At 53.5% G+C, this 26,948-nt stretch carries 36 protein-coding genes and 1 pseudogene; 29 read left to right on the top strand and 8 right to left on the bottom strand.

The features are described from left to right. The 18 genes from FZ041_RS14610 to FZ041_RS13405 all read left to right on the top strand — a co-directional run. On the top strand, nt 1-244 hold a 244-nt coding region (locus FZ041_RS14610), incomplete at its 5' end, for a hypothetical protein (RefSeq protein ID WP_222931172.1). A 165-nt stretch (nt 245-409) separates the two neighbouring features. Continuing rightward, on the top strand, nt 410-538 hold the full coding sequence (locus tag FZ041_RS14880) for a hypothetical protein (protein WP_255449430.1): 129 nt from the start codon (nt 410-412) through the stop codon (nt 536-538). Between the two features lie 242 nt (nt 539-780). Continuing rightward, nucleotides 781-1,008, top strand: coding sequence for a DUF1659 domain-containing protein (locus FZ041_RS13480; RefSeq protein WP_075443358.1), 228 nt, complete (start codon nt 781-783; stop codon nt 1,006-1,008). Between the two features lie 21 nt (nt 1,009-1,029). Then, complete coding sequence (locus tag FZ041_RS13475) at nt 1,030-1,245, top strand: DUF2922 domain-containing protein (RefSeq protein ID WP_075443356.1); 216 nt, start codon at nt 1,030-1,032, stop codon at nt 1,243-1,245. After that, nucleotides 1,245-1,403 (top strand): YvrJ family protein, encoded by a 159-nt coding sequence (locus FZ041_RS13470; RefSeq protein ID WP_255449436.1) that lies wholly within the window; start codon nt 1,245-1,247, stop codon nt 1,401-1,403. The genes FZ041_RS13475 and FZ041_RS13470 overlap by 1 nt, the downstream gene beginning before the upstream one ends. 359 nt (nt 1,404-1,762) lie before the next feature. Then, complete coding sequence (gene urtA / locus FZ041_RS13465; protein ID WP_149189936.1) at nt 1,763-3,007, top strand: urea ABC transporter substrate-binding protein; 1,245 nt, start codon at nt 1,763-1,765, stop codon at nt 3,005-3,007. Nucleotides 3,008-3,095: 88 nt separating this feature from the next. After that, nucleotides 3,096-3,986 (top strand): urea ABC transporter permease subunit UrtB, encoded by an 891-nt coding sequence (urtB, locus tag FZ041_RS13460; protein WP_149189935.1) that lies wholly within the window; start codon nt 3,096-3,098, stop codon nt 3,984-3,986. A gap of 17 nt (nt 3,987-4,003) precedes the next feature. Then, nucleotides 4,004-5,107 carry an urea ABC transporter permease subunit UrtC gene (gene urtC / locus FZ041_RS13455; protein ID WP_149189934.1) on the top strand — a complete coding sequence of 368 codons (1,104 nt, stop codon included), beginning with the start codon at nt 4,004-4,006 and terminating at the stop codon, nt 5,105-5,107. After that, nucleotides 5,104-5,877, top strand: a complete 774-nt coding sequence (urtD, locus tag FZ041_RS13450; RefSeq protein WP_149189933.1) for an urea ABC transporter ATP-binding protein UrtD — start codon at nt 5,104-5,106, stop codon at nt 5,875-5,877. Before urtC ends, urtD begins: the two co-directional genes overlap by 4 nt. After that, a complete protein-coding gene (gene urtE / locus FZ041_RS13445) occupies nt 5,870-6,565 on the top strand; it encodes an urea ABC transporter ATP-binding subunit UrtE (RefSeq protein WP_187626386.1) in 696 nt (231 codons plus the stop codon). The genes urtD and urtE overlap by 8 nt, the downstream gene beginning before the upstream one ends. A 15-nt stretch (nt 6,566-6,580) precedes the next feature. Next, a complete protein-coding gene (gene ureA / locus FZ041_RS13440) occupies nt 6,581-6,883 on the top strand; it encodes an urease subunit gamma (RefSeq protein ID WP_149189931.1) in 303 nt (100 codons plus the stop codon). A 10-nt stretch (nt 6,884-6,893) separates the two neighbouring features. Next, nucleotides 6,894-7,187 carry an urease subunit beta gene (gene ureB / locus FZ041_RS13435; RefSeq protein ID WP_149189930.1) on the top strand — a complete coding sequence of 98 codons (294 nt, stop codon included), beginning with the start codon at nt 6,894-6,896 and terminating at the stop codon, nt 7,185-7,187. Then, nucleotides 7,177-8,898: an urease subunit beta gene (gene ureB / locus FZ041_RS13430; RefSeq protein ID WP_149189929.1), complete on the top strand. Its 1,722-nt coding sequence runs from the start codon at nt 7,177-7,179 to the stop codon at nt 8,896-8,898. Before ureB (FZ041_RS13435) ends, ureB (FZ041_RS13430) begins: the two co-directional genes overlap by 11 nt. Before the next feature lie 46 nt (nt 8,899-8,944). Beyond that, a complete protein-coding gene (locus FZ041_RS13425) occupies nt 8,945-9,442 on the top strand; it encodes an urease accessory protein UreE (RefSeq protein ID WP_149189928.1) in 498 nt (165 codons plus the stop codon). Then, nucleotides 9,435-10,124: an urease accessory protein UreF gene (locus FZ041_RS13420; protein WP_149189927.1), complete on the top strand. Its 690-nt coding sequence runs from the start codon at nt 9,435-9,437 to the stop codon at nt 10,122-10,124. The genes FZ041_RS13425 and FZ041_RS13420 overlap by 8 nt, the downstream gene beginning before the upstream one ends. Before the next feature lie 13 nt (nt 10,125-10,137). After that, nucleotides 10,138-10,773: an urease accessory protein UreG gene (ureG, locus tag FZ041_RS13415; protein WP_149189926.1), complete on the top strand. Its 636-nt coding sequence runs from the start codon at nt 10,138-10,140 to the stop codon at nt 10,771-10,773. 9 nt (nt 10,774-10,782) lie between these two features. Beyond that, nucleotides 10,783-11,601, top strand: coding sequence for an urease accessory protein UreD (locus FZ041_RS13410; RefSeq protein WP_255449428.1), 819 nt, complete (start codon nt 10,783-10,785; stop codon nt 11,599-11,601). 210 nt (nt 11,602-11,811) lie between these two features. After that, nucleotides 11,812-12,234: a GNAT family N-acetyltransferase gene (locus FZ041_RS13405; protein ID WP_149189925.1), complete on the top strand. Its 423-nt coding sequence runs from the start codon at nt 11,812-11,814 to the stop codon at nt 12,232-12,234. Nucleotides 12,235-12,330: 96 nt separating this feature from the next. On the opposite strand, the gene FZ041_RS13400 is transcribed toward FZ041_RS13405, so the two are convergent. Beyond that, on the bottom strand, nt 12,331-12,906 hold the full coding sequence (locus tag FZ041_RS13400; RefSeq protein ID WP_075443354.1) for a beta-class carbonic anhydrase: 576 nt from the start codon (nt 12,904-12,906) through the stop codon (nt 12,331-12,333). Nucleotides 12,907-13,094: 188 nt separating this feature from the next. Between FZ041_RS13400 and FZ041_RS13395 the strand changes: the two genes are divergently transcribed. The 3 genes and pseudogenes from FZ041_RS13395 to FZ041_RS13385 all read left to right on the top strand — a co-directional run bounded on the left by FZ041_RS13395 (nt 13,095) and on the right by FZ041_RS13385 (nt 14,586). Beyond that, complete coding sequence (locus tag FZ041_RS13395) at nt 13,095-13,808, top strand: metallophosphoesterase family protein (protein WP_149189924.1); 714 nt, start codon at nt 13,095-13,097, stop codon at nt 13,806-13,808. Nucleotides 13,809-13,818: 10 nt separating this feature from the next. Next, nucleotides 13,819-13,968 (top strand): annotated as a pseudogene (locus FZ041_RS13390) (efflux RND transporter permease subunit); the annotation flags it as partial. 21 nt (nt 13,969-13,989) lie between these two features. After that, nucleotides 13,990-14,586, top strand: coding sequence for a YSC84-related protein (locus FZ041_RS13385; protein WP_255449426.1), 597 nt, complete (start codon nt 13,990-13,992; stop codon nt 14,584-14,586). A 77-nt stretch (nt 14,587-14,663) separates the two neighbouring features. Here the strand turns inward: FZ041_RS13385 and nadE are convergent, their stop codons facing one another. From nadE to FZ041_RS13360, 5 genes are all read right to left on the bottom strand, one after another. Beyond that, nucleotides 14,664-15,440 carry an NAD(+) synthase gene (nadE, locus tag FZ041_RS13380; protein WP_149189923.1) on the bottom strand — a complete coding sequence of 259 codons (777 nt, stop codon included), beginning with the start codon at nt 15,438-15,440 and terminating at the stop codon, nt 14,664-14,666. Nucleotides 15,441-15,454: 14 nt separating this feature from the next. After that, on the bottom strand, nt 15,455-16,672 hold the full coding sequence (pncB, locus tag FZ041_RS13375; protein WP_149189922.1) for a nicotinate phosphoribosyltransferase: 1,218 nt from the start codon (nt 16,670-16,672) through the stop codon (nt 15,455-15,457). A 39-nt stretch (nt 16,673-16,711) separates the two neighbouring features. Next, the gene (locus FZ041_RS13370; RefSeq protein WP_149189921.1) at nt 16,712-17,269 is read right to left on the bottom strand and encodes a cysteine hydrolase family protein; all 558 of its coding nucleotides are present in this window, start codon (nt 17,267-17,269) and stop codon (nt 16,712-16,714) included. A 15-nt stretch (nt 17,270-17,284) separates the two neighbouring features. After that, complete coding sequence (locus FZ041_RS13365; RefSeq protein WP_075428144.1) at nt 17,285-18,076, bottom strand: NUDIX domain-containing protein; 792 nt, start codon at nt 18,074-18,076, stop codon at nt 17,285-17,287. Between the two features lie 129 nt (nt 18,077-18,205). Continuing rightward, entirely contained in the window at nt 18,206-19,108 is a 903-nt protein-coding gene (locus tag FZ041_RS13360) for a LysR family transcriptional regulator (protein WP_149189920.1), read from the bottom strand. 156 nt (nt 19,109-19,264) lie between these two features. Here FZ041_RS13360 and FZ041_RS13355 point away from each other — a divergent pair, with 156 nt between their 5' ends. Further along, a complete protein-coding gene (locus FZ041_RS13355) occupies nt 19,265-20,380 on the top strand; it encodes a 5-methyltetrahydropteroyltriglutamate--homocysteine S-methyltransferase (protein WP_149189919.1) in 1,116 nt (371 codons plus the stop codon). A gap of 14 nt (nt 20,381-20,394) precedes the next feature. On the opposite strand, the gene FZ041_RS13350 is transcribed toward FZ041_RS13355, so the two are convergent. Together FZ041_RS13350 and FZ041_RS13345 are read right to left on the bottom strand one after the other, a co-directional pair. After that, the gene (locus FZ041_RS13350) at nt 20,395-21,207 is read right to left on the bottom strand and encodes a tRNA 2-thiocytidine biosynthesis TtcA family protein (protein WP_149189918.1); all 813 of its coding nucleotides are present in this window, start codon (nt 21,205-21,207) and stop codon (nt 20,395-20,397) included. Between the two features lie 147 nt (nt 21,208-21,354). Beyond that, a complete protein-coding gene (locus FZ041_RS13345; protein WP_149189917.1) occupies nt 21,355-21,720 on the bottom strand; it encodes a hypothetical protein in 366 nt (121 codons plus the stop codon). A gap of 187 nt (nt 21,721-21,907) precedes the next feature. On the opposite strand from FZ041_RS13345, the gene FZ041_RS13340 reads away from it, so the two are divergent. The 7 genes from FZ041_RS13340 to FZ041_RS13310 all read left to right on the top strand — a co-directional run bounded on the left by FZ041_RS13340 (nt 21,908) and on the right by FZ041_RS13310 (nt 26,806). Next, nucleotides 21,908-22,933 carry an aldo/keto reductase gene (locus FZ041_RS13340; RefSeq protein WP_149189916.1) on the top strand — a complete coding sequence of 342 codons (1,026 nt, stop codon included), beginning with the start codon at nt 21,908-21,910 and terminating at the stop codon, nt 22,931-22,933. A gap of 5 nt (nt 22,934-22,938) precedes the next feature. Next, complete coding sequence (fliB, locus tag FZ041_RS13335; protein ID WP_255449432.1) at nt 22,939-23,775, top strand: flagellin lysine-N-methylase; 837 nt, start codon at nt 22,939-22,941, stop codon at nt 23,773-23,775. Nucleotides 23,776-23,787: 12 nt separating this feature from the next. After that, on the top strand, nt 23,788-24,996 hold the full coding sequence (locus FZ041_RS13330; protein ID WP_255449425.1) for an MFS transporter: 1,209 nt from the start codon (nt 23,788-23,790) through the stop codon (nt 24,994-24,996). A gap of 40 nt (nt 24,997-25,036) precedes the next feature. Then, nucleotides 25,037-25,609, top strand: a complete 573-nt coding sequence (locus FZ041_RS13325; RefSeq protein WP_149189914.1) for a peptidoglycan recognition protein family protein — start codon at nt 25,037-25,039, stop codon at nt 25,607-25,609. A 138-nt stretch (nt 25,610-25,747) separates the two neighbouring features. Further along, on the top strand, nt 25,748-26,005 hold the full coding sequence (locus FZ041_RS13320) for a Txe/YoeB family addiction module toxin (RefSeq protein ID WP_149189913.1): 258 nt from the start codon (nt 25,748-25,750) through the stop codon (nt 26,003-26,005). Nucleotides 26,006-26,122: 117 nt separating this feature from the next. Next, nucleotides 26,123-26,443 (top strand): hypothetical protein, encoded by a 321-nt coding sequence (locus tag FZ041_RS13315; RefSeq protein ID WP_149189912.1) that lies wholly within the window; start codon nt 26,123-26,125, stop codon nt 26,441-26,443. A gap of 126 nt (nt 26,444-26,569) precedes the next feature. Further along, on the top strand, nt 26,570-26,806 hold the full coding sequence (locus FZ041_RS13310; protein WP_149189911.1) for a hypothetical protein: 237 nt from the start codon (nt 26,570-26,572) through the stop codon (nt 26,804-26,806). Nucleotides 26,807-26,948 lie beyond the last annotated feature (142 nt).

Genomic DNA, 26,948 nt, shown 5'->3' with positions numbered 1-26,948 from the left:
TAGGCAAAACGCAAAGCGGGTAGTTGATCGGGCTAATTTGCTTTTTCCGTTCCTGAAAAAGCGTAAATCGCATAATCCCTTGTCAGCAAAGGCACCATGGAGTTTTCCGTGGTGCCTTTTTGTATTGCTTTTCTGTGAGCAGCTGCGGATCGTTTTCATCCCTTTGACATGTCAAAAAGTTTCGGAAGCGATGGTTTTGCTTGTGGATAAATCTGTGGATTTCCTGTGCGTAATTTGTGTATAGTTTTTTGTCCGGTTTGGTTTGCGGGCAGGTATGCTGGAAAGGTTTCGGGTCTTTCTGCAGATATATCAGGCCCGCAAGGGGGCTGTCCTTCCTTGTGCCTGCTGGAGCCGCGATGGCTCTAATACATAGATAAATGGCTGCGGGATAAGCGGCAGGTCGATTGGGGTGCTTTTGCCAGCCGCGGTGGATATAATGAGTTTTTGTAATTTTTTTACAGAACTTGGACTGGAAGAAGAAAAAGAAGAACTGCAGCAGGGCAAAGAGTATGTTTTTGCCAGTATTGAAATCGATTGAGTTGAAGGGAGAATTCCTGCTCAGGGTTTTCCTAGAGAACAGAAAAAAATATCCAGAAGATTCTTGCCTTTGACATGTCAACTCGGTAAACTGACCATAGAAACAAAAAAACGATAGCAGTGGTACCTTCACTTATCTGGTATCTGGCGCAAAGCGCTTGATATATTTGGTTGTCATTCCGCAATAGAGCCGCGCGGAGTGACGACCGCGCGGCTCTGTTGCGTTGTAAAGGAGGTTATATCATGGATGCTAAGAAAGAGGATTTGACCTGTACGCTGAAGCTCAAATTCATCAAGGGGCAGACGGTCACGGGGAAGGACGTCTATGCAATGGTGACGTTCCCGCATGTGAATCCGGAAGTCTCGGATGGGGATATGTACGAGGTGGCAGCGCTCCTGGGGAGACTTCAGGAGCGTACCATCCATGCGGTTGTCCGTGTGGACAGCGCGTCGCTGGTTGCTGTGGGCTGAGCGTAAGGGAGGTTTTGCATCATGAAGAAGACGTTGATCCTTATTTTCAACCGTACCGATGGCAAGACGTCGGAGATGGTGATTTCGGAGCCGCGTGAAGATGTCACGAAAGCGGAGGTAGATGCCTTTGTAACGAAGGTGCGGGAGACGAAGTTCTTCCTTATCAACGGTATGGAGCTGGCCTCCTTGAAGAAGGCGCTCATCCGCACGGTGGATGAGGCGGAGATTACAGCTTGATGGCAGATGGAGCCATGGAGCAGACTATTCTCACGGCTATTTCTGCCGTTGGGTTCCCGATTGTGGTGACGTTTTACCTCTTGACCCGATTCCAACGGTCGATGGATAATCTGACGGACAAGATCGGGGAGCTCATCAAGGAACTCCAGCGGCATTAGCCAAAGTTACTGCCATTCCCATAATCCCAATCCCTTGAAAGCGGGCGGCTGACAAGTCAAATTTGACAAGTCAGCCGCCCGCTTTTTATGTTTGACAAGTCAAAGCTTGACTTGTCAGGCTGGCTGCAATTGGGACGGTGTTTTCGTTTGTGGGGTAGTTCTGATGATTATTCGTTAAAAGTGTAATCTGATGTCTTTTGTATACATTTAAAACTGTATTGACAATGGAGGGAAAAACGAATACAATGATGACATATTCAGAGAGCAAAGTGGCTCATGGCTGCGCAGAGACGCAGGCCATGAGCCTTTTTTTTCTGAATGGCCTGCTTGGTTACTGGTTGGAGGAGAAAGGAAAGTGAATGCGTATGTATCTAGGTGCATGGAAGAAACTGTTAGGCGTATCATTGCTGGCTTCTGGGCTGATTTTTACTGGCTGTGGTGCGGACAGCGCTGTCGGCGGGGGCTCTGGGGCTGCTTCTGGTGATACGGTTAAGGTTGGATTGCTTCATTCCTTGAGTGGAACGATGGCTATCAGTGAGACTTCCGTTCGTGACGCCGAGAAGCTTGCCATTGAGGAAATCAATGCGCAGGGTGGTGTCTTAGGGAAGAAGATAGAAATCGTTGAGGAAGATGGTGCTTCGGATCCACAGATCTTTTCGGAAAAAGCCAAGAAACTTTTGATGAATGATAAAGTTGCCACGATCTTTGGATGCTGGACAAGTGCTTCGCGTAAAGCGGTCAAACCTGTTGTGGAAGGTGCGAATGGCCTGCTTTGGTATCCGACGCAGTACGAGGGGATGGAACAGTCCAAGAATATCATGTATATGGGCGCTGCTCCGAATCAGCAGATCGTTCCCGCGGTGGAGTACCTGTTGAAGAACGGCAAGAAAAAGATGTTCCTGGTAGGCAGCGATTATGTTTTCCCGCAGACTGCCAACAGGATTATCAAAGCGCAGCTGGCAGCTGCCGGCGGTGAAGTCGCAGGCGAGGAGTATACGCCGATGGGGCATACGGACTATGCTACGATCATCAGCAAGATCAAGGCGGCCAAGCCGGATGTTATCGTCAATACACTCAATGGCGATTCGAATGTTGCCTTCTTCAAGCAGCTGAAAGATGCTGGCATCACGGCAGCTGACTGCCCGGTGATGTCGTTCTCGATTGCCGAGGAAGAGATCAAGGGCATCGGTGCACAGAATATCGAAGGGAATCTCGTTTCCTGGGATTATTACCAGACAACAAAGATGCCGGCGAATGACAAATTCGTTGCTGCCTATAAAAAGGCATATGGTGCCGACCGGGTGACGGATGATCCGATTGAGGCTGCTTATGATGCCGTATATCTCTGGAAGGCTGCGGTAGAGAAAGCTGGAAGCTTTGAGGTGGATAAGGTCCGTGCGGCTGCTGGCGGTATCAGCTTCGATGCGCCGGAGGGTACGGTGAAGATCGATGGTGACAACCAGCATCTTTATAAATATGTCCGTATCGGAAAAATCAACGCGAATGGAATGATTGATGAGGTGTTTGCGACAGATCTCATCAAACCAGATCCGTTCTTGAAAACATATGACTGGGCAAAGGGGCTGAGTGCAGGGGCACAATAACATTTGCTCAGATTGCTGTTGGCGATACCAGTCACCTCGATGGTTTTATCATCGGGTGCCTGGTATTTTTTGGAGGAGAGGATTCTTGATGGATATTTGTACAATCGTATTCAACGGATTGAGCTTATCTTCCATTTTGTTATTGGCGGCATTGGGACTTTCCATCACGTTTGGCTTGATGGGAATCATCAATATGGCGCATGGCGAATTCATCATGGTAGGCGCGTATACGACCTATGTGGTGCAGAATATGCTGCTGCCGGTTATGGGAGATGGATATTTCTTTGTGTCTTTGCTGTTGTCTTTTCTGATTACAGCTGCTTTCGGCATGGCCTTGGAGGTGGTGGTGATCCGGCGTTTATATGGCCGTCCGACGGATAGCCTGCTGGCGACCTGGGGAATCAGCCTAATCCTCCAGCAGATGGCCCGCAGCATATTTGGTGCACCGAATGTCAATGTGGTGGCACCGTCATTCTTGAATGGCAGTATGACGCTCCTGGGGGTGTCGATGTCCTTCAAGCGGCTGTTTATCCTGGGGATTGTCTTGTCGTCCCTCGTAATGGTCTGGTTTTTCCTGTATCATACGGGGTTCGGGCGGAAGATGCGGGCCTGCATCCAGAACCGTGCTATGGCGCAGTGCCTGGGCATCCATTCCAGCCGGATTGACTGCCTGACGTTCGCATTGGGGAGCGGGTTGGCTGGTGTTGCTGGCTCGGCCTTGACGCTGCTGGGGTCCATTGGGCCGACGCTGGGACAGAATTACATCGTGGATACGTTTATGGTGGTTGTTCTGGGCGGCGTCGGCAAGCTGATCGGCTGCATTTCGGGGGCGTTGATCATCGGCTGCTCGAGTACGATGTTTGAGTTCATGAGTACCGCATCGATTGCCAAAGCTGCAGTCTTATTCCTGGTGATCCTGTTCTTGCAGAAGAATCCGCAGGGGCTGTTTGCTTTGCGCAGCCGGGCTTTGGATGATTGAGGGAGGAGGTCTTCTTTATGGGCATTATGTATTGGTTCAGGGATAGGAAGAACCTCGTGTTTCTCGCACTGCTGGCGGTCCTCTTGGCCATGCCGTTTTTTCTGTCGCTGTTCCGGCTGACCTTGCTGGGGAAATTCTTATGTTATGCGATGGTGGCCTTAGGGATTGACTTGATTTGGGGGTATACGGGCATTCTTAGCCTCGGGCATGGTGTCTTTTTCGGGCTGGGTGCTTATGCCATGGCTATGCATCTGAAGATTGTGGCCTGTGATGGCAGTCTACCGGAATTCATGGTCACTGGCGGGCTTACCGGACTTCCGGCGTTCTGGCGGATCTTTGAGACAGCGCCAGTCACCCTGGCAGCGATTGTGGTGGTTCCTTTGCTGGCAGCTTTTCTGGTAGGCTTTTCGACCTTCAAGAATCGCATCAAGGGGGTATACTTCTCAATCTTATCGCAGGCGCTGGCCTGGGCCTTTGTGACAATCTTTGTCGGGATGCAGGAGTATACCGGCGGCAGCAATGGTATCACGGGCTTTACGTCACTGCTTGGTTTTTCGCTGTTGGAGCCCATGCATCTGGTATATATCTATTACGCAGCAGTTGCTATCTTGATGCTTATGTATGTGTTTTCGACCTGGCTGATGAGCCGGGGAATCGGCAAGATCCTCATTGCTATCCGTGACGGGGAGAACCGCACGTATTTTTCCGGCTATGATTCCAGTCTTTATAAGACGTTCATCTATTGTGTCTCTGCGGCCATGACAGGTGTGGCCGGTGCGGTCTATGTATTGTTTTCCGGAATGATTTCCCCCAAGGAGCTCGATATCGCCTTTTCGGTGGAGATGGTCATTTGGGTAGCTGTCGGCGGCAGAGGTTCCTTGATCGGCGCAGTCATCGGTGCGCTGCTGGTCAGTGTCATGAAGACTGGCATCAGCGAGACGGTGCCTGATATGTGGCTTTATCTGATCGGTATGCTGTTTGTGCTGGTGGTATTGTTCATGCCCAGAGGCTTGGTGGGCGTTGCTGAGGCTGCCTGCCAGAAAGCGGGCGCATATCTGCCGGCCTGGGGCCTTGCGGGGAGCAAAGGCCGGGCCAGGAAAGGAAGGGGGATCCTGTCATGAGCAGGCTGGAGAAGAAAGAAGACTTGCTGCTGTTGAAGCATATATCGGTGGAGTTTGACGGATTCAAAGCAATCGACGATGTCACGACGTCGGTAGCGCCGCATGAGATCCATTTCTTCATCGGGCCTAATGGCGCCGGCAAGACGACGCTGCTGGATGTGATCTGTGGCAAGACGAAACCATCGGCCGGCGAAGTGGACTATGCGGGCGTCGGGAATATCCTGAAGCTGAAGGAGTTTGAGATTGTCAAGAAAGGCATATGCCGGAAGTTCCAGGTGCCGTCTACCTTTGTGAATCTCAGCGTATATGACAATATGCGGATTGCAATCAACCACGATAAGAGTGTCTTCGGCTCGTTGATGATGCGCAAGCGCTATCTGGACACGCGGAAGATCTTTGAGGTCCTGCATCTGGTAGGACTGGACAAGAAGAGCAAGGAAACAGCTAAGAACCTGTCCCATGGTGAGAAGCAATGGCTGGAGATCGCCATGCTTCTGGTGGAGGAGCCGCGGCTCCTGCTGCTGGATGAGCCTGTGGCTGGCATGGGGCAGGCAGAGACGGAGAAGACAGCTAGGATTCTCGAGGACATCAAAGACCGCTGTTCCGTGGCAGTGGTAGAGCACGATATGGATTTTGTCCATAGCATTGCGGACTGTGTGACGGTCATGCATGAGGGAGCTGTCCTGACCGAGGGGACTTCCGAGGAAGTCCTGCAGGACGAGCGTGTAAAAGAGGTCTATCTAGGCCGCGGGAGGGATGAAGATGCTTGAGATCAAAGGGCTTCATGCGTATTACGGGGAAAGTGAGGTGCTCCATGATGTAGACCTTTCCATTCCCGATGGCAAGATCGTTGCCTTGGTGGGCCGCAACGGCGTGGGGAAATCCACGACCTTGAAAAGCATTATGGGGCTGATGGAAAAGCAATCCGGCAGCATGCTGCTCCAGCGGGAGGAGATCCAGAGGAAGGCACCGTATGAACGGGCGCGGATGGGAATCGGCTATGTGCCGCAGGGACGTGATATCTTCCCGCAGATGACGGTGGCGGAAAATCTGCGCCTGGGGCTTGAGGTCTGTGGTGGAGTGAAGAAGGACCCTGCTTTCCTGTATCAGCTGTTTCCCATCGTCGAGCAGTTTCTCGCGCGGAAGGGGGGCGATCTGTCCGGCGGCCAGCAGCAGCAGCTTGCCATTGCCCGGGCGCTCATCGCCAGTCCGAAACTGATGCTGTTGGATGAGCCTACGGAGGGCATCCAGCCCTCTGTTATCCAGGAGATTGGCCATGCTATCCGCACGATTAACGAAAAGACAGGGCTGTCTATCCTGCTGGTGGAGCAGTATCTCGATTTCGCCCTGGACTTAGCGGATGAATGCTATGTGATGGACAAGGGCAGGATTGTCTTCCATGCCGCGTCGGCGGAGGTGCGGAAAGAGGAAATCCAGCATTATATGATGGCATCGTAAGGAGGAGATGGTACCTTGAGGTTGGCACCTAACGATATGGAAAAACTCATGCTGCATTATGCAGGTGAACTGGCAAGCCAGCGGAAGGCACGAGGCTTGAAACTCAATTATCCGGAGGCGGTAGCGTATATCAGCATGCAGCTGATGGAGATGATCCGTGACGGCCGTACTGTTGCGGAGCTGATGTCAGAGGGACGGCAGCTCTTAGCGGCGGCGGACGTGATGGAAGGCGTACCGCAGATGGTAGAGTCAGTGCAGATAGAGGCCACCTTTCCCGATGGCACGAAACTTGTGACCGTACATGATCCGATTCAGTAGGAGGCGTTCGATGATACCGGGAGAAATGTTTATAAAAGCGGGAGAAATCCTTTTGAATGAGGGCCGCACAGCTGTGGCGCTGCAGGTGACGAACCTGGGAGACCGTCCCGTGCAGGTGGGCTCCCATTTCCATTTTGCCGATGTGAATCCCTGCCTGGATTTCATGCGTGAGACAGCCCGCGGGATGCATCTGGATATCCCTTCGGGGACGTCGGTACGCTTCGAGCCAGGTGAGGCGAAGACCGTCTATCTGGTGCAGATGCAGGGAGAGTGGGGAAAGGAAGGCGATACCTGTGAGCCATAAGATCAGCCGGGAAAAGTATGCACTTATGTATGGGCCGACAACAGGGGACAAAGTCCGTCTGGCAGATACAGACCTCATCCTGGAAATTGAGAAGGACTATACCAGCTATGGCGATGAGGTCAAATTTGGTGGCGGCAAGACCATCCGCGATGGCATGGGCCAGTCCACCGCCGTCACCAGCGAGGAGGGGGCTCTGGACCTTGTCATCACCAATGCCATCATCGTCGATGTGGTGCAGGGCGTGGTCAAAGGGGATATCGGCATCAAGGATGGCCGGATTGTGGGCATCGGCAAGGCCGGGAATCCCCAGATCATGGATGGCGTCACCCCGGGGATGGTCATCGGGGCTTCGACCGAGGCGTTGGCAGCCGAAGGCCTTATTGTGACCGCCGGAGGGATCGATACCCATATCCATTTCATTAGCCCGCAGCAGATCGATATGGCACTGTACAGCGGTATCACCACGATGATCGGCGGCGGTACGGGGCCGGCGGATGGTACGAATGCCACGACTTGTACCCCTGGGCCCTGGAACATGCGGGAGATGCTGCGGGCGGCGGATGCCTATCCGATGAATATGGGCTTCCTCGGAAAGGGAAACTGCTCGACGCAGGCACCGCTGATCGAACAAATCCTGGCTGGCGCAATGGGGCTGAAGATTCACGAGGACTGGGGGGCGACCCCTGCGGTCATCGACGCATGCCTGACGGTATCCGATGCCTATGATGTGCAGACGGCAATCCATACGGATACCTTGAATGAAGCTGGCTGTGTAGAAGATACGCTGGCTGCGATTGGCGGGCGTACCATCCATACCTATCATACGGAAGGGGCTGGCGGCGGGCATGCTCCGGATATCATCCGGGCGGCCGGCTGTGACAATATCCTGCCTTCATCGACCAATCCGACTATGCCGTTCACCAGCAATACGCTGGATGAGCATCTAGACATGCTGATGGTCTGCCATCATCTGGACAACCGCATCGCAGAGGATGTGGCGTTCGCAGATTCCAGGATACGGCCTGAAACCATCGCAGCGGAGGATGTTCTCCACGATATGGGGATCTTTTCGATGATGAGCTCAGATTCCCAGGCCATGGGCCGGGTGGGAGAGGTCATCGTGCGGACCTGGCAGACGGCTGACAAGATGAAAAAAGAGCGGGGGCGGCTGCCCGAAGAACGCGGGGATAACGATAATTTCCGGATCTTGCGGTATCTGGCGAAGTATACGCTGAATCCCGCCATCACCCATGGGATCGCGGCCGAAGTCGGCTCGATCGAAATGGGCAAGCTGGCTGACCTTGTCCTGTGGAAGCCGGCATTCTTTGGCGTCCGTCCGGAGCTCATCCTGAAGGGCGGTTTCCTTGCCGCCGCCAGGATGGGGGACCCAAATGCGTCCATTCCCACACCGGAGCCCGTTTTCTATCGGCCGATGTTTGGTGCTGCGGCTGGGGCCCGCATGGATACGTGCATCACCTTTGTTTCTCAGGCTGCCTATGAAGCAGGTATCAAGGAAAAGCTGGGACTTGGGAAGCAGGTCTGCCCCGTCTCCCATTGCCGGGACATCGGGAAACGGGATATGATCTTCAACGATAAGACACCCCATATCACGGTCAATCCTGAGACCTATGAGGTTCGCGTGGATGGAACGAAAATCACAAGCAAACCAGCAGAGAAACTGCCTTTGACGCAACTGTATCATCTTTTTTAGCCGGGCACTCCGTGTCTGAGGCTGGCGCATAACAGGAGGGAATCATATGATTGTTACAAATATCAGAGGAAACCTGCAGGAGGCTGCCCTGCAGCCGGGACAGACCGTGGACTGCCTGCCGCTGGATTATCTGCAGGCACAGAAGCGGATCCTGCGGGGGAAAACGAATGGCGGCGTCGATGTTGCCATCCGGCTGACGGAAGAGGCACAGAAGCGAGGACTTCACCATGGCGATATCCTTTATCGGGATGAGACCTATGTCATCGCGATAGAGATCCTGCCAGAGGCATCGTTGCGGGTAAAGCCGAGGGACGCGATGGAGCTGGCACGTTTTTGCTATGAGGTGGGCAACCGTCATGCGCCGCTGTATTCGTGGGAGGATGCCGATACCTTTGCGGTATTATACGATGAATCTATGGAGTTGCTGCTGCACGAGCTTGGCATTCCCTATGAAAAGGCCATGATCCGTCTGGAAGAGGAGAAGCGGATGCGCCTGGTCAAGGGGGCGCACCATCACAGCCATCCGGGGGTGCTTCATGGATGACAACGCATTATTCCTGCTGCTGGAGCTGAATGATGCGCTGTTTCCCATCGGTGCCTATACCCACTCCTATGGGCTGGAGACCTATGTGCAGGATAACAGTGTGCATGACCGGGAAACGGCCAAGCTGTGGCTGCAGGCCTATCTGGGGGGGAGTTTCCTCACCAATGAACTGCTTGCCGTCCGCTTTGCCTATGAGGCGATGGAGCAGGAGAATGCTGTCCCGAAGCTGCAGGAGATTGAGCAGGTGCTGCGGGCAGCCAGAGTCCCGCGGGAATCGCGTGAAGCAATGGAGAAGCTGGGCCGCCGGTTAGCGGCAAATGTCAGGAAAATCCAGTTGCCGGTGGATAAACGCTTCTTCGCCTACGTCGAAGCCAGGAAGAAGAATTGCGCGCATCCTGTCTGCTATGGTGCCTTGACGGCAGCGCTGCATCTGCCCAAGCGGCAGGCGATGTTGCATTATCTCTACGCGCAGCTATCGGCGATGATCAATACTTGTGTCAAGCTCATCCCCTTATCGCAAACGGATGGCGCTTGCCTGTTGGCCGATTATCGGCATGAATACTCGCAGCTGATCGACCGAGCGATGGGGGCAGGGGAGGAAGATTTCTGCTTGGCGTTTCCGGGACTGGATATCCGTTCCATGCAGCATGAGACACTGTATTCGCGTTTGTATATGTCATGAAAGGAAGGTTTCTATGTCGTACGTAAAAATCGGAGTAGCGGGGACTGTCGGCTCAGGCAAGACGGCGCTCATTGAGAAATTGATCCGCAGGTTGCATGAGCAGTACAGCATCTGCGTGGTGACGAACGATATCTATACGCGGGAGGATGCAGAGTTCCTGGTCAAGAACTCTTCCTTGGAAAGTAAGCGGATCATGGGGGTGGAGACAGGCGGCTGCCCGCATACAGCGATTCGCGAAGATGCCTCGATGAATCTGGAAGCGGTGGAGACCCTGACGGAGCAGCATCCGGGCACGGATATCGTGTTCATTGAGAGCGGTGGTGACAATCTATCGGCCACGTTCAGTCCGGAGCTCGCGGATGCGACCATTTTTGTCATAGATGTCTCTGCTGGGGACAAGATTCCCCGGAAAGGCGGCCCGGGAATCTCACGGTCAGACCTGCTTATCATAAACAAGATCGACTTGGCGCCTCATGTGGGCGCAGACCTTGGCGTGATGGACCGCGATGCCAGGAAGATGCGTGGCGACAGGCCGTTTCTCTTCACGAATCTCATGCAGGAAAAGGGCCTCGATGAAGTCATTGCCTGGATCCGCTTCCATGTCTTGTTGGAGGATGCGGGAGCGCCACTGCCTTCCAGGGCGATGTGACGGAATGCTATGGAGATGATTGCAAATTCCTTTGGCAGGAAGTCAGAACTTGTACTGGCAATCCGGCAAAAAAAAATCGTGCGGCAATTTTTCACCGCACCGTATAAGATCTTACGGCCGTTCCATGAGGGGGACTTCCTGCAGGTCATGGTGGTCAAGGTATCAGCGGGGATGATGGCTGGCGACTGCCAGTCTTTTGCCATTGCGGTGGAGGACGATACTTGTGTGGAGATCCTGTCGCAGGCTTATGAGAAGATCCATCGCATGGAGCAGGGAGAAGCTGTGCGGACGGGAGAAATCACTGTGGGCAGGAGGGCGGTGCTGTACTTCACCCCGCAGCCGATCCTGCCGTTTGCAGGTTCCGCCTTTTCCAGTGCCATGTCTATCCAGCTGCAGGATGAGTCCAGCCGCTTGTTTTACTCGGACATCCTGGCATGTGGACGGGTGGCACGCCAGGAGAGGTTCCAATACCGCTTGTTCCGATCTCGCGTCCGCATCATGAAAGGCGAAGAGCTGATCTACTTCGAGAATATGTCCCTGGAACCGGCAAATAAAGAACATGGTGACGTGGCAGGATTCACCCAATACGAAGGCTACTCGCATCTAGGGACGTTCCTTTTGATCGGCTTTCCGGTGCCAGAGGCAGACATACGCGATGCCTTGGCGGGGATACTGCAGGACAACGACTGCCAGGCGGGCGTGACACGCTTCGCTGGCAATAACCTCTGCATCAAGATGCTGGCACATGGCAGTGAGCTCCTGGTACACGTTCAGAAATATCTCAAGGAGATCCTGCGGGAACGTTCGGCGCACGAACAGGTGGGATAAAGGAAGACACAAGAAGTTCATGCCGGCCCGAAGGGGCTGGGGCAACCATTGACAGCAACGCGCTCCGATGGTAGAATACGCTTGTTTGAATCAATGAACACTGCCTCCGTCACCGGATGGAGGGAAAAAGGTGTCCAAGCGTTGACGCAGGTTCAGCCATGTGGCTGAAAGTCAGTGCTTGGACCTTTTGTTTTAGGAGGGTATTCTATTATGACTGAAACGATCATTACGCAGGGACTTCCCGCCGATGCGATGACTATTCGTCAGGAGGTTTTTGTTGACGAGCAAGGTTTTCATGATGAGTTTGACGATATTGACAGTATAGCTCATCATTTACTCTTGTATGTGGATGGACAGATTGCTGGCTGCTGCCGCCTGTTTCCCTCGGAAAGTGACAATACCTATGTTATGGGCAGGCTGGCAGTCCGCAAGCAGTTCCGCGGCAAAGGGTATGGGAACCTTATCCTGCAAAAAGCAGAGCAGTGGCTTTGCCAGCAAAACATCTGCACTCTCGAACTTTCGGCACAAGTTCGGGTCAAACCCTTCTATGAGGCAATGGGGTATACCGCATCGGGCGAAGAATATCTTGATGAAAATTGCCCCCATATCCATATGGAAAAGAGTTTGATGTAACGAATCATTATTTTGCGCAAAAATCGTACTCTTTTATTTTTGCGTTCTTGTTTTGCAAGTATACGAGAATTGGGGACAGCCTTTTTTTAACCGTTCTTATTTTTTTGCATAATCATAGCCTTCTATGATGACATCCAGTTTTCCCGTTCGCGGATGGAAAATCAGCCCATGTACAGGTACGTCGGCAGGGATCAAGGGATTCAAGCGGATGGCTTCGACGGTGTCGATGACGTTCTGTTCGGGATGCTGGAATTCGTCGGCCCATTCTTTTAGTTCCTTGGCAATCATGTGGATGGCTTCTTTAGGAACGCCGCGTGACAGCATGGCCTTGGTGAGGCTTTGCGAGGTGGTCTTGGACATGCCGCATTCGTGGTGGCCGATGACGAGGATTTCTTTGACGCCGAGCTCATAGATGCAGACCATGAGGCTGCGGATGGTGCCGTCGAAAACGCCCGTTACGGAGTTTCCTGCTGTCTTGATTACCTTGGCATCCCCGCGGGCCAGGCCCAAAGCTGGTTCGAGGAAATTGACCAGCCGGGTATCCATGCAGGTAATGATGGCTACCTGTTTCTGGGGCAGTTTGCTTTGCTGATGGTCTTCCTGCGTATAGTCCATCGGTGGGGCGGCGCAGAATGAGGCATTGACCGCCAGGATATCTTGTAGTACTGACATCGTGTTTCCTCCTTGCTGTTGTTTGTTTCTTTCTTTCCTATGTAGTTCTTTTGCCGGCGGCATTTTTCCTGCCTGGGGTGCGGATTTGACATGTCAATCCAGCTATAGCCAGGGGGTGTTGCTGGGGCTATAATATAGGTAATAGACAGGATAGCGAAGTCGGCGTGATGGCTGGGAGATGAAAGGCAATGAAAATAGAACGGTTATTGGTCGTTGGCGATATTCATGGGCAATGGGACAAATTCCAGTCCCTGTTTGCGAAAGTAAGATTCAATCCCGAAAGGGATCTTATGGTCTTTTTGGGCGATTATCTTGACCGCGGCGATAAGCCTGTGCCGTTGATGGATTTTATCCTGGCGCACCAGGACACCAAGGGGATGATTTTCTTACGTGGAAATCATGAGCAGATGTTTCGGGATGCCCATTATGCTATGCCGGCAGAGAAAAAGGGCTTTTGGGAGTGGCTTTCATCCCCAAGGCAGATGTGGCTGGACAATGGCGGGCGGGTTACGTGTGACAAAATCAAGGAATCTGGGCGCGGGGAAGCGTTGACCCGTGCTTGGATTGAATGGGTTGAGCGGCTGCCGCTGTGTACGGAACTATCGGCAGCCGGTAAGACGTATTGGTTCATGCATGCAGATTGTGATCCAGGGCTGCCGCTTTCTAAACAGGATCAGAATGTGCTGCTATGGGGAAGGTCTTTGGCGAATCATCCGGAATTGCATCAAGGCGAAACGGTTATCGTATTAGGACATACGCCGGTACAGTATTTAGGCTATGCGGCCAAGCCGCAATGGCTGAATCATGGCAGACTGGTGCTGATGGATACCGGCAGCTACTGCCCCGACGGCTGTGTATCCTGTGCGGATCTCTTGAGCCGTACCATCTATCAATCCGATTGATGGGCAGAGGGCCGCCGGTGCTGCGGCCAGGAACAGCATGGGAACGGCGGTAGTAGGCGGCATGATCTTTGCTACCATACTGGGAATCTTCCTGATTCCCGTCATGTATTGCCTGGTGGTTTGGATTACAGCCAGATTCAAGAAGAATAAGGCCTTTTGAAGCGATAAGGAGCGTGAAAGTGTGAGACAAACCTTGCAGAAGAGAACGGCACTATGGCTGCTGGCCGTGCTGATGTTGTGCCTGCTGCCGGCCACGGCTTTAGCGGCCAATCCGGCTAAGATCCAGAAAGAACGGACAGAGATCGAAGCGTTGTCGGCCAAGGCGCTCGAAAACCTGTATGCCAAAGTCCCTTCGTCAAGGGCGGTCATCCGGGATTGCTACGCATACGCTACGCTTAGCAATACGGGCATGAAGCTCGGGCTTTTCGGCGATGCTCATGGCCGCGGGCTCGCCGTGAATAATAAGACCGGCGAGAAAAAATACATGCGCATGAAGGAGCTGGGGCTGGGCCTTGGCCTGGGGGTCAAAGAGTACGACCTGATTTTCGTCATCGGTACGGAGCAGGCCTGGCAGTCCTTTATCGCAGGCGATATCAAGTTTGCCAGTGCGGCCGATGCTTCGGCAAGTGACGGGCAGGCTGGCGGAGCCGTAGAGGGTGCCTCGATTGCGGCCAAGGGAATCTGGGTATATCAGATGACCAAGAAAGGGCTTTCGCTGGATGCCTCCATCAAAGGCACGAAAATCTATGCCGATAAGAATTTGAATACCTACGAATAACAAAGCGTTTGCCGCAGAAAAAAGCCACGCAACAGAAGTTTTCTGACAACTGTTGCGTGGTTTTTTCTTACCCTTTGTTATCTTGCCACCATGGGCATGGGCGCTAGTTTATGTTGGTTGCAGGCGTGGAGATGGTCGATCTTTTTTTTGATGGTTTCGTCTTCGCAGCTGCCGGTCTTGATGTAGCGGTCGAGTACGGCGTAGGTAAAGCCAAGGTTGTCTTCGTCGGTCTTGCCGCAGAGACCATCGGCAGGGGCTTTGTGGAGAAGGTGGGCGGGGAGAGCGAGTTCCTGCCCGATGGCCAGCACTTCATCGACCGTGTAGGCGGCCAGCGGCGCGACGTCGCCGGCACTGTCGCCGTATTTGGTGCTGTAGCCGACATAGTCTTCGGAGCGGTTGCAGGTGTTGATGACGCGCCCGCCGCCTGGGATGCCCTGGGCGATGGCGTAGAGCGTTGCCATGCGGAGCCGTGGCGGGAGATTCTGCTGCAGGGCATCGGTGACGGAGAAGTAGAAGTTGTTGTGGGTTACGGCTTCGGTGTATTGCAGGGCTTTTAGCATTTCTTTATAGGGCGTGCCGATATTTACGATGCGGTAACGGATGGCGAGGTGTTTGACGAGGCTCAGGGCATCATCAAGGTCTGCCTGGATGCCGTTGGGCATCAGGACACCGATGACGCGGTCTTTGCCCAGTGCCTCCACGCAGAGGGCGGCGGCCACGGAGGAGTCTTTGCCGCCTGAGATGCCGACTACTGCCTGGGCCTCGGGGCCGTTCTTGCTGAACCAGTCCTGGAGAAAGATGACGATTTTCTGTTTGTCTTTCGCTGCCTGGAATCTTGGATATGCCTGTTTCATGATAGCTGCCTCCCTCAGTCGTTGTGCCTTAGCCGCCAGTCGATGGCCCGCTGCAGATAGTCGACGTATTCCTGGTTCTTGCACATGCCTTTGCCCGGCGTGTCGGATATCTTGGCCACGTCCTGGCCGTTGCATTTGGTCACTTTCATGACGATGTTCAATGGCTCGGCGTAGGTGTCGTTGGAAATATAGGTGCCGATGCCAAAGGCGATCTTGGCCTTGCCCTGGAAATAGCGGGCAATCTTATCGGCTTTGGCAAAGTCGAGCGAATCGGAGAACAGCAGGGTCTTGGTGGCGGGATCGATGCCGAGCCGCGTGTAGTGGTCAATGAGCTTGTCGCCCCAGGTAAAGGGGTCGCCGGAGTCGTGGCGGACGCCGCTGAACAAGGTGGCCAAGGTCTTATCGAAGTCGCGCAGAAAGCAGTCGGTGGTGATGGTGTCCGTTAGCGCAATGCCGTTGTCGACACCGTATTCCTTTACCCAGGCTTCGAGGGCGACTTTGTTGGAGTAGGCGGGATTGTAGAGATGGTTGCCCTGGCCCATGCACATGATCCATTCATGGGCCATCGTGCCCACAGGCTTCACGCCGTATTTTTTCGCCAGATAGACGTTGGAAGTGCCGACAAAGTAGGAGCGCAGTACATCGCTGCGGTCAAGGCCGGCGAATTGTTCGATGGCATATTCCTGTACCTCGGCACAGAGCCGGCGGCGCAGGCCAAACTCGGAAAAGACGGGCAGCCAGTATGTCCCGGCCCGCAGTTTATCGGCTTTTGTACGCGTGCGTTCTTTGGCATCGGCGACCAGAGCTTCGTAGTCGGGGCGGAAGCGGTAGTAGACTTCGTTCACGATGGCCAGCGTCGGGATCTCATACATGGACGTGTCAAGCAGTGTGCCATTGGTCTCGATGATAAGGCCGCAGGCACCGCCAGCTTCGATGGTGAAGTCCGCGAAGTTTGGTCGCCAGAGGCGCAGGTGATTGATATAGGATTTCTTTAGCCATTTGATGCCAGCAAGATAGCTGAGTTCTTCTTCGGTAAAGTGCAAGGTGCAGTAGGCCTTTATCTGTTCCCTGATTTCTGCGACCATTGCCGGCGTGAACTGCACGTCCTTATTGCGGCATTTGAACGTCCAGGTGGTTTCGTATTCGCTGGCTTGATGGAAGATGGCTTGCCCCATGCTGAACTTGTAGAGGTCTGTTTCCAGTAGGGAATGGATAATCTGGTTGAACTTCATGGCTATTTCCTCCTCAATCATATAGAGATTATTTTCGGTTTATTTCCGCCAAGGCTCCTGTCCCTGGTGAAGGACGTTCACCTGGATGGTTTTCATGGCTGCAAGGGCTGTATCGTGGGACTCTGGCGTGACACCTGCGCAGCAGGCTGCATCGACAACGATGGGGACGTCCGGCAGTGCCGCTTTGGCGATGACGGCGTTGGAGAGTACGCAGATATCGGTGCAGAGACCGATGAACTCGATGGACTCGACGGTGGAAGAATATTTCTGCTGCAGCAGGTTGCCAAAGGCAAGCGAGCCAAACGTCGGTTTATCGATGATGGTATCGCCTTCGGCTATGGGCAAGCGCTTGTCAATCTGCCAGCCAGCTGAGTCCTTGAGGCAGTGGGGGACAGGCAGGTGCTTGCCCTCCTCGGTGTCCAGGTAGTCTTCGTGATGCGTATCACGCGTGAAGATGAGAATGTCGCCATTCTGTCTGGCCGTTTCAATCTTTTGACATACAGGGGAAACAATGGTGGCAGCTTCCTTGGAGCCAAGGGCGCCATCGATGAAATCAACCTGCATATCTACGACAATCAGAATCTTTTTCGTGCTCATTTTCTTTCCGTCCTTTCAAATATCACGATTGCTGGGTAAATACTTGTACAGCGTCGTTTTGCGTTTGCCTTCCTGGGCGTATTGGCCAAGTTCCTTGACGCGGTGTTTGCCAAGGTAGTCGCGCATGAACATGCGGCGGAAGTTCGGCTTGTCGAGCTTCTGGAACAGGATGGCCTCATGGATGCGCAACAGCTCTAAGATATCGAAGCGGTCTTTGTCCTGCAGCAGAGAGAAGGCATCGTCGGTATAGTTCAGCCGCCCGCGCAGGCGCTTTAGCGCCGTCACGATCAGGTCTTCATGATCGAAGGCGATGTTCTTCATCGTGAGCGAGCATTTATCGCCGACGAAATAGATGGAAAGGTCGCCGTTTTCATCATAGCCCTTGCGTATCTTGAATAGTTTTGCTTCTTTGGCGTCATCGCCGGCCTTGGGCTGGAGCAGTCCTTTGGGCACCAGTGCGGTGTAGACCACGCTGACCACATGGGTACGCGGGTCGCGGTCGGGGGTGCCGACCGTGATGAGCTGCCGCAGGTCGATGCCATCGTCGGCCTTTATGCCGGTTTCCTCGTAGAGTTCGCGGGCTGCGGCTTCGTCAATCGATTCCCTGCCGGTTTCCAGAAAACCTCCGGGGATGGCCCAATAATCCTTGTAGGGATGATTGCCGCGCTTGATCAAAAGGATATTGAGCTCGTTGTCATCGTCCATCGTGAAGATGATGACATCGGCTGTGACGGAAGGCCGTTCGTATTTTGACACGTCATATTGGTCGAGGAAGGCTTTCTCCGCCGCTGTTTGTTCCTGATCCATGAAAACACCTCATTTCCTGACAGACTGGGTTCGTACCTTTTGTTGTAGTCTGTGTGACTTTTTAATTTATTGTCTGTTTGACTATGTATAGTATAGTCTTACTGACTACATAGGTCAATGCTTTTTCGATTATGTTTCGATTAAATCTTTCAAGATGGTGAGGTAGGTTTGCGTCAGCCGCGAGGGCCGCGTGCTTTTGGGCAGGATATAGCCGATTTCCATGTAGTCATCGACAGCGAGCGGGCGGGCGATGATGTTCGAGCCGTTGAGTTCTTCGCTGATGACACCGCTGCAGATGGTATAGCCGTTGAGGCCAATCACCATGTTGAAGAGGGTGGCGCGGTCGCAGACGACGATTTCCTTGTCGACGGTTTCGGTGCTTAGAATCTCTTCGGAGAAATAGAATGAGTTGTGGCTGCCCTGCTCATAGGAAAGGCGCGGATAGGGGGCAAGGTCGGCAAGCGTGAGCTGCGCTTTGTGGGCGAGCGGACTGTGCTTGCTGATAAAGACATGGGGCTTGGCGGTAAAGAGCGGGGTGAAGGCCAGATTGTTTTCTTTTAGCGTCTTGAGGAGGATGGAACGGTTGAAGGTATTGAGGTAGAGAAGGCCTGTCTCGCTGCGGCGATGGGCGACGTCATCGATGATGTCGTAGGTCTGCGTCTCGCGCATGTGGAATTCGTATTTGCTGCCATCATAGCGGCGTATGAGCTCGACGAAGGCTTCGACCGCAAATGAATAATGCTGCGACGAGACGCAGAAATGCTGTTTGAGCGGCGACTGGCCGAGATAGCGTTCGTGCATGAGGTCGGCCTGCTCAAGGACCTGGCGGGCGTAGCCTAGGAGTTCATCGCCGGCAGGGGTTACTTCGATGCCTTTGTTGGAGCGCGAGAAAATCGTGATGCCATACTCCTGCTCGAGGGACTGGATCGCAGCGGTAAGGCTCGGCTGCGCGATGAATAGTTTTTTGGCGGCCTCGGTGATGTTGCCGGTCTCGGCGATCGTCACGGCGTAGAGAAGTTGTTTGAGTGTCATGATTTGCCTCCTGTGCATGATGGTATTATGCGCTATTATAGCATCTGCCATAGATTTTTTCTATGAACAAAGTGATGTTTTATGTATTTTACAGGAAGACCGGAACTCCTTATCATAAGAACAGCAACAAAAAAGATACCGAAAGGATGATGGCTCATGAAGACAATCTATACACCGTGCCGTTATGATTTTGTAGGGAGTTTCCTGCGCCCGGCGAAACTGAAGGAGGCGCGCCAGCTTTTCAAGCAGGGAAAGCTCAGCCAGGCGGAGCTTGATGCTGTGACCGATGAGGCCGTGCGCGCTGTAGTCGCCAAGCAGAAGGCCGCAGGGTTCCATGTGATAACCGATGGCGAGTTCCGCCGGGCTTACTGGCATCTCGATTTCATGTGGGGCTTTGAAGGCGTTGCCCACAAGGAAGGCGGCGGTGTGCAATTCAATGGGGAGGTCGCTGCGCTGGATGAGACGTGGCTCGTCGGCAAAATCAAGGCCAAGGCGCATCCGTTTGTCGAATACTTCCGCTTCCTCAAGCAGTTCGAGGATGAGCAGACGGTGGCCAAGTATACGATCCCGGCGCCGGCGCAGATGTATCAGCAGTTCATCATCCCGCAGAATATCGCGGCGACGCGGAAAATCTATGCGACTGATGACGAGCTTATCGCCGATATCGCCGCTGCGTATCGCGAGGTCATCACAGAGTTTTACGCAGCAGGCTGCCGAAATCTGCAGTTTGATGACTGCACCTGGGGCGCAGTCGTCGGCGATGCGGCCAAGCAGCGCTATGAGGCCTTGGGGCTCGATCTGGAGGAAGTCAAGCGCCAGCTGCTCACGGTGAACAATCTGGCGCTTGCGGGTAAACCTGCGGATATGGTCATCAATTCGCATATCTGCCGCGGCAATTATCATTCGACCTACTTTACGAGCGGCCCTTATGATGCGGTGGCTGACTACGTCTTTGCGCAGGAGCATGTCGATGCGCTCTACCTCGAGTATGACGACGAGCGCTCGGGCGGTTTTGCGCCGCTGGCCAAGGTATCGCCCGATAAGAAGGTCGTGCTCGGGCTGATTACGACGAAGACGCCGCAGCTTGAGGACAAGGAGGCTGTGATTGCCCGCATCCATGAGGCGGCAAAGTATGTGCCATTGGAGCGCCTGTATCTTAGCCCGCAGTGCGGGTTTGCTTCCTGTGAGATCGGCAACAAGCTGACCGAGGAAGAGCAGTGGGCAAAACTTGCGCTGGTAAAAGAAATCGCCGAGCAGGTCTGGGGACACTGACGGCGATAAAAAGGTTATTTCTGTTTGATGTTGTTGCCCATATAGCGGTAGTATGTTTCGCGCATTTCCTTGCGGCTTTGTGCCGCCGGCCAGAGCTGGCCGAGAGCGCCCTGCCGCATGGCTGCGGCCAGGTGGTTGTAGCAGTCGGGGATTGACTGGTCAAGGCGCGCGATGAGCTCCTTTATCGTCTGGCGGCTCGTATTGCCATCGTGCGGACAGGGGTTCTTGACCGGATCGAAGCCGTGGAACGCCTGGGCGTCGATGATTTCCTGCTCGCGGAAGTAGATGAGCGGGCGGATGACGGTGACATCCGTGCGGTCAAGGTAGGTGACCGGCGTGAAGGTATGGAGCTGCCCCGAGTAGAGCATGCCCATGAAGAAGGTCTCGACGGCGTCGTCGTTGTGATGGGCATAGGCGACCTTGTGGATGCCGTGTTCGCTGGCGTAGCGGTTCATGGCCCCGCGGCGGAAGAACGCACAGGTAAAGCAGGGGCTCTTGTAGTCGGTCTCAGCCATGGCGCCTTCGATGTCAACGTCGATGACATCGTAAGGGATGCCGAGCTCCTGCATGAAGGCACGGGCACGGTCAATGTCAAAAAAGGCAGGCTGGCCCTGTTCGTCTTTGAACATCGGGTTGATGGTCAGCGCGGAAAGCGCAAATTCCTTGTGCAGCCGCTGCTGGAGAATCTTCATGGCATAGGCGAGGAAGATGCTGTCCTTGCCGCCGGAGATGCCGAGCAGGATGTGGTCGCCATCCTGGATCATATCGAACTCGACGATGGCGCGCAGCAGCTTGCTGAAATAGGCCTGGGGGAGTTTTGCGTTCATGGGGATACCTCGTTTTCTTTTTGAAATGCAATAGGTCTATTATAACGGAAAAAGGGGATAAATACAAAAAAGCCGCTGGCATGTTGCTGCTAGCGGCTTTGTGTAGTTTTCCTGCATTTGCCCCTCATCGAATCCTTGATGCTTGTGTTAAGCGGTGATATTGATAAAAGAGCCAGCTAAAACGCTGTCCATATTGTTCTGATAGTGGCGGATTTCGCGCTGCTCTCCTGGCGAGTAGTTCGTAGCGAGCGTCAAGTTCTTGCCGGTGCGCGAATAGGTATGCGAAGTTACCACATTATCGCCATGAAGTGTCAAAACAACCATAGCTCCATCAGACATACGCTTGGTAATCGTGGCACTATCCACAGTTTCACGTTCCTCAGGTACGTCGCGTTTGGTTGGAGCCTCCTGTGATGAATCCGTTATTGCTGCTGCTGCCCGGATAGCTGAGATTCCCGACGCAGCCAGGCTCCAGATACTGGATGACCCGTTGATTGCACCGATGCCGCTCATATTGATCCCTCCTTTGCACGGTGCAGATGCAGGAAAGGCTACCACATATAATTATACCATTAATTGAAAGTTCAGACAATATAATGAGTATAAGATTTGTAAAAATATTTGGGCGCTGAGAGGGAATCTTGGTATAATTGATAGTAAGAGCTAAGCTTTGTGTGTATATATGAGGGAGGCAGTGAGCATGAGACAGGTGACGCTAGGGACAACGGGCATCACAGTGCCGCAGAATGGCTTTGGTGCTTTGCCGATTCAGCGTGTGACGAAGGCGGAGGCCGTAGAGCTTTTGCGGGCAGCATACGAGGGCGGCATGCGCTATTTCGATACGGCGCGTGCTTACAGTGACAGTGAGGAAAAGCTCGGCGAGGCGTTCCATGGCATGTGGGACAAGGTGTTCCTCGCGACGAAGACCCATGCCAAGACACCCGAAGGCTTCTGGCAGGATCTGGAGACGTCGCTTAGGCTATTGCAGACGGACTGCATCGATGTCTATCAGTTCCACTGTGCGGACCAGTGCTGGCGCCCGGGCGATGGCTCGGGCATGTATGAGGCGATGCTGGAGGCCAAACGTCAGGGCAAGATCCGCCATATCGGCGTGACCGCCCATAAGATCAAAGTGGCATTTGAATGCGTGGAGTCGGGCCTGTACGAGACGATGCAGTTCCCGTTCAGCTATCTGGCTTCGGAGCAGGAGATAAAGCTCGTCAAGCTCTGCGGGGAAAGAAATGTCGGCTTTATCGCGATGAAAGGGCTTGCGGGCGGGCTCATCAACCGCTCCGCAGCAGCCATGGCCTATATCGCGCAGTATGACAATGTCCTGCCCATCTGGGGCATCCAGCGGGAGCAGGAGCTAGGCGAGTGGCTTTCCTATATGCAAGAAACGCCGGCCATGGATGCGGAGCTTGCTGCCTATATCGAAAACGAGCAGAAAGAGCTCAGCGGGGAGTTCTGCCGTGGCTGCGGCTACTGCATGCCGTGTCCGGCGGGCATCATGATCAACCAGTGTGCCCGCATGTCGCTGATGCTGCGCCGCGCGCCGTCGGAGGCCTGGCTGACGCCGGAGATGCAGGCCGAGATGAAAAAGATCGAAGGCTGTTTGAACTGCCGTAAGTGTACGACGAAATGTCCCTATGAGCTCAATACGCCGGAGCTTTTGCGCAAGAACTATGAGGATTACAAAAAGGTTTTGGCAGGCGAGGTAACGGTTTGAGCTTGGTGACGATTTATCCGGACTTTTATAAGGACTTTCAGTGCAAGGCGGACAAGTGCCAGCATACTTGCTGTGCCGGCTGGGAGATCGATATTGATGAAAAGACTGCGGGAAAGTACCAAACACTTCCAGGGGCTCTTGGCGATACCATCCGCGAAAATATCATCGCGGTCGCTGGCACCTGGCAGTTCCGCCTGCGCGCAGATGACCGCTGCCCCTTCCTGCGCCAGGATGGCCTTTGCGAGCTGATCCGCACGGCAGGCGAGTCCGTGCTCTGCGACATCTGCACCAATCATCCGCGCTTCTTCGTGACGGTGGGCCCCTATGAACTGGCTGGTGTCGGGCTTAGCTGCGAGAAAAGCTGCGAGCTGCTGCTGGCAGGCTCTGGGCCGTTGTCCTTTCACGACGAAGATGGCACCAAGGTCACGCTATCTAGCTTGCTGCAGCAGCTGGGGCTGCAGCTGCCAGCAGAGGACCTGTGCTACCAGCGGGGTCTCACCAGGGAGGATGCGGCCTTTGTGCTGGACTGCCTGCAGCAGACCGAGCCCATAGATGCAGCGTGGACGGCCCAGCTGGCGCAGCTGCGGGAGATGCAGCTGGCTGCGGATGCTGGCGTGCCGCAGGTCTTTGACCGCATCTATCAATACATCCTGTATCGCGCCCTCGAGCATGTGCCCGTGCATGGTATGGGGGCGGTGCTTTCCTATGCGCAGCTCAATACGGACTTCATCTATCTGGCTGCTCAGCTGACTGGCCAACTTGACGAGTCAATCCGCCGCTGGTCGGAGCAGATTGAGTACAGCACCGAAAATGTCAGAATACTACTGGAATCATTGGCCTGATGGGAGATTTGCATGCGTATGGATAGCCGTAAGATACTAGCCGTCATCATGATGGCATCGTTTTTGACGCCCTTTTCCGGCAGTGCGCTGATCTTGTCGCTGCCAGCTATCGGGCAGGAATATCAAGTGGGCGCCGATACGCTGAGCTGGGTGATTGAGTCGTATCTTATTACGTCGTTCTTGTTCCTGCTCCCCATGGGTCGGGCTGCTGACCGCTGGGGCAAGGTGCGCGTCTTTGAGATGGGGAATCTTCTGTTCATGCTGTTTTCCCTGCTGCCTGCCGTGTTTGATTCCTTTGCGCTGCTGCTTAGCGCCCGGGCCTTGCAGGGCATCGGCTCGTCGATGATCTTTGCGACGAGCACATCGATCCTTGCTGATGCCTACCCGGGGAAGAACCGCGGCAAGGCCATGGGCTGGATGGTTTCAGTGGTCTACGCGGGGCTGTCTTTCGGCCCCGTTATTGGTGGGTTTATGAACGATGGTCTTGGCTGGCGCAGCCTGTTCTGGTTTATGGCGCTTTATGCAGGACTCGTCCTGGTGGTGGCCTTGAAAGTGCTCAAGCATATGGCCGGCGCAGCTGCACCGGCTCGGGAAATGCCAAAACTATCGGTCAGCCTGTTTACCGAAAACCGCGAATTTACACTTTCGTGTCTTACGGCCATGCTCAACTACAGTGCGACCTTTGCCATAAGCTTCCTACTGTCGCTCTACTTGCAGAGTATCCTCTCGATCAGCGCCAAGACGACAGGTTTTATCCTGCTGGCCCAGCCGGTGCTGATGATGGTGCTCTCGCCGCTGGCGGGCTCGCTGTCGGACCGCAAGCCCGCAGCTGTGCTCTGCTCCCTCGGCATGTCCATCATCACGGTGGGGCTCATTGCCTTGGCGGCGATTACCAAGATGCAGCTGCTTTGGCCTGTCATTCCGAGCATCCTTATCATCGGCATCGGCTTTGCCTTCTTCGCGGCGCCGAACAACAACGCCATTATGAGCTCCCTGCCGCGCAAGTATTACAACATGGCCTCATCGCTTTTGAGCACCATGCGCCTGGGCGGGCAGGTACTCAGCATGGCGCTGGTCACGCTGCTATTGGCCATTTCTTGGCCGCCGCTTTCGCCAGTGGCCTCGCTTAGCCGCAATATCTCGCTGGCGTTCTTGTTCTTTTCCGTGCTTTGTTTTCTGGGGGTGATTCCCTCGTTATTGCGTCAGAAAAACAAAAGTTAAATGCCAGGCCGATTTTTTCGCCGGATAGGGGGAATAGCTTATGAACAGACGTGAGTTTTTATATTATAGTGCGGCGTTATTGCTGGGGCAGATGGCAGGCGGGCAAAAACTGGCAGAAGCGGCTTATTATGAACCGATGATTTATAAGCGCTTTTTCCAGTTTACGGAATATGAAGAGCGCCCCGGTACGGAGTTTTTGGTGATTCATCATACCGGCTTCCCGAATGAGGATAAGGATTCCACGGCGGCGGCTATCCATAAATTCCACCAGCAGGAAAGGAAATGGGCCGGAATCGGCTACCATTACCTGATCCGCAAGAATGGCATGATCGAGCAGGGGCGGCGCCCTGAGGCAGTGGGGGCGCATGCTTCGCATTATAACAAGAAATCTGTGGGGATATGCTTGGCGGGAAATTTCGAAATCGGGAAGCCGACAGAGGCGCAGATGGATGCTGTCAAGGAACTTTGCCGCTGGCTGTGCCGGAAATATGACTTGGATGCCAGGCAGAAAGGCGTGATTGTCGGGCATCGTGATCTGAATGACACCCTTTGTCCGGGCAAACATCTTTATAAGCGTTTGCAAGAGATCCGCCGTTTCTGTGCGGATGTATAGCAAGATATAATAGCGTGTATTTACTTTGTGAGTGCTTAGTAACCGCTGACCCATTCTATAGCAAAAAGAACCAGGCATATCTTGCTGAATCAATTGCAGAGCTGGACGCGGGTGGCGGAGAGGAGCACGAGCTCATTGATGTGTAAAAAATGGTCTGGCCGTGCGTGGCAGGAATATCTTGATTGGCAGTTGGAAGACAAGAAGACTGTAAAGCGGATAAACGCTCTGATAAAGAGCGTAGAGCGCGATGGTGTCCTGGAAGGTATCGGTAAGCCCGAACCACTTAAGCATAATCTGCAGGGATGGTTCAGCCGGCGAATTGATGATGAAAACAGGCTGGTGTACCGCGTAAAAGAAAACACCATAGAAATTGCCCAGTCTAAAGGGCATTATTAACGGATGGCCGTCCTTCGGGGCGGCTTTTTGCATGGAAATAATAGGAACGCTGGGATTTGCAGTATCTTGTCATAGACGAAAGCCTTTTTTATCGGCGGCCATTATGTAGCAGATGGTTTGCGTAAGGTTGCTGATGGTGTTGATTGGGTAACTGATCAGGGCCAGGAGTTCTGCCGTAATCGCAAAGTAAGCTGTGAGAAACGTCAGAAGGAACTCATGGATAAGCTGGAAGCAATGTCTCAGACACAGTACACGGAAGAAGAGCTGAAGGACATGGAAAAGATGGCCAAGGAAATGATGGCTGAAATCAAAGACCTCACTAATGACGCAAAGAAAGATATCGAGGATGCTGAGTTCACCGAGGTAAAAGCCGAGGAGAGCAAAAAAGAATCTGAGGAACCTAAGGCCACGCTCAAGAGTGCCCCGATTTTGGCCTGATGAGCCATAATTAATTGCTAGGCGTGGTGAAAAAATTTATTTTCTTCTACACACTTTCCCTACTTCGGGGATATAAAGAACAGAAAGCAAGATAACAACACGCTAAGATGTGAGGAGGAAAACAAAATGGACAAGAAATTCATGAATAAGATGGATAATATGGAAATGGATAAGGTATCTGGTGGGAAAATTTTTCCTCGTCCTCGTCCTGGTTGCCATGACAGTAACACAAATTCTATGGCAGCAAATGTAGATGAAACACAAATGAAACTCCCTATCGGTGGTGGTCATAAAATTACTATGGCAGCAAATATAATGGGGGCCACCGAGAACGCAAATTCTATGGCAGCAAAAGGTAAATAATAGCGACACAGGAGAAGACATAGACAGAGGGTGTGACAAAATGCAAAAGCATTTTGTCCACCTTCTTTTTTCATGCCTATTTTTACTTTTTAGAGAATAACCGCTGAAAAATGGGTACAAAGCCCCTTTCCCCATAAAACAG

It is taken from the genome of Pseudoselenomonas caprae (assembly GCF_008271345.1).
Lineage (GTDB): Bacteria > Bacillota > Negativicutes > Selenomonadales > Selenomonadaceae > Selenomonas_A > Selenomonas_A caprae.
The sequence above is the reverse complement of the archived record's forward strand: the minus strand, read 5'-3'. Positions and strand labels throughout refer to the sequence as shown.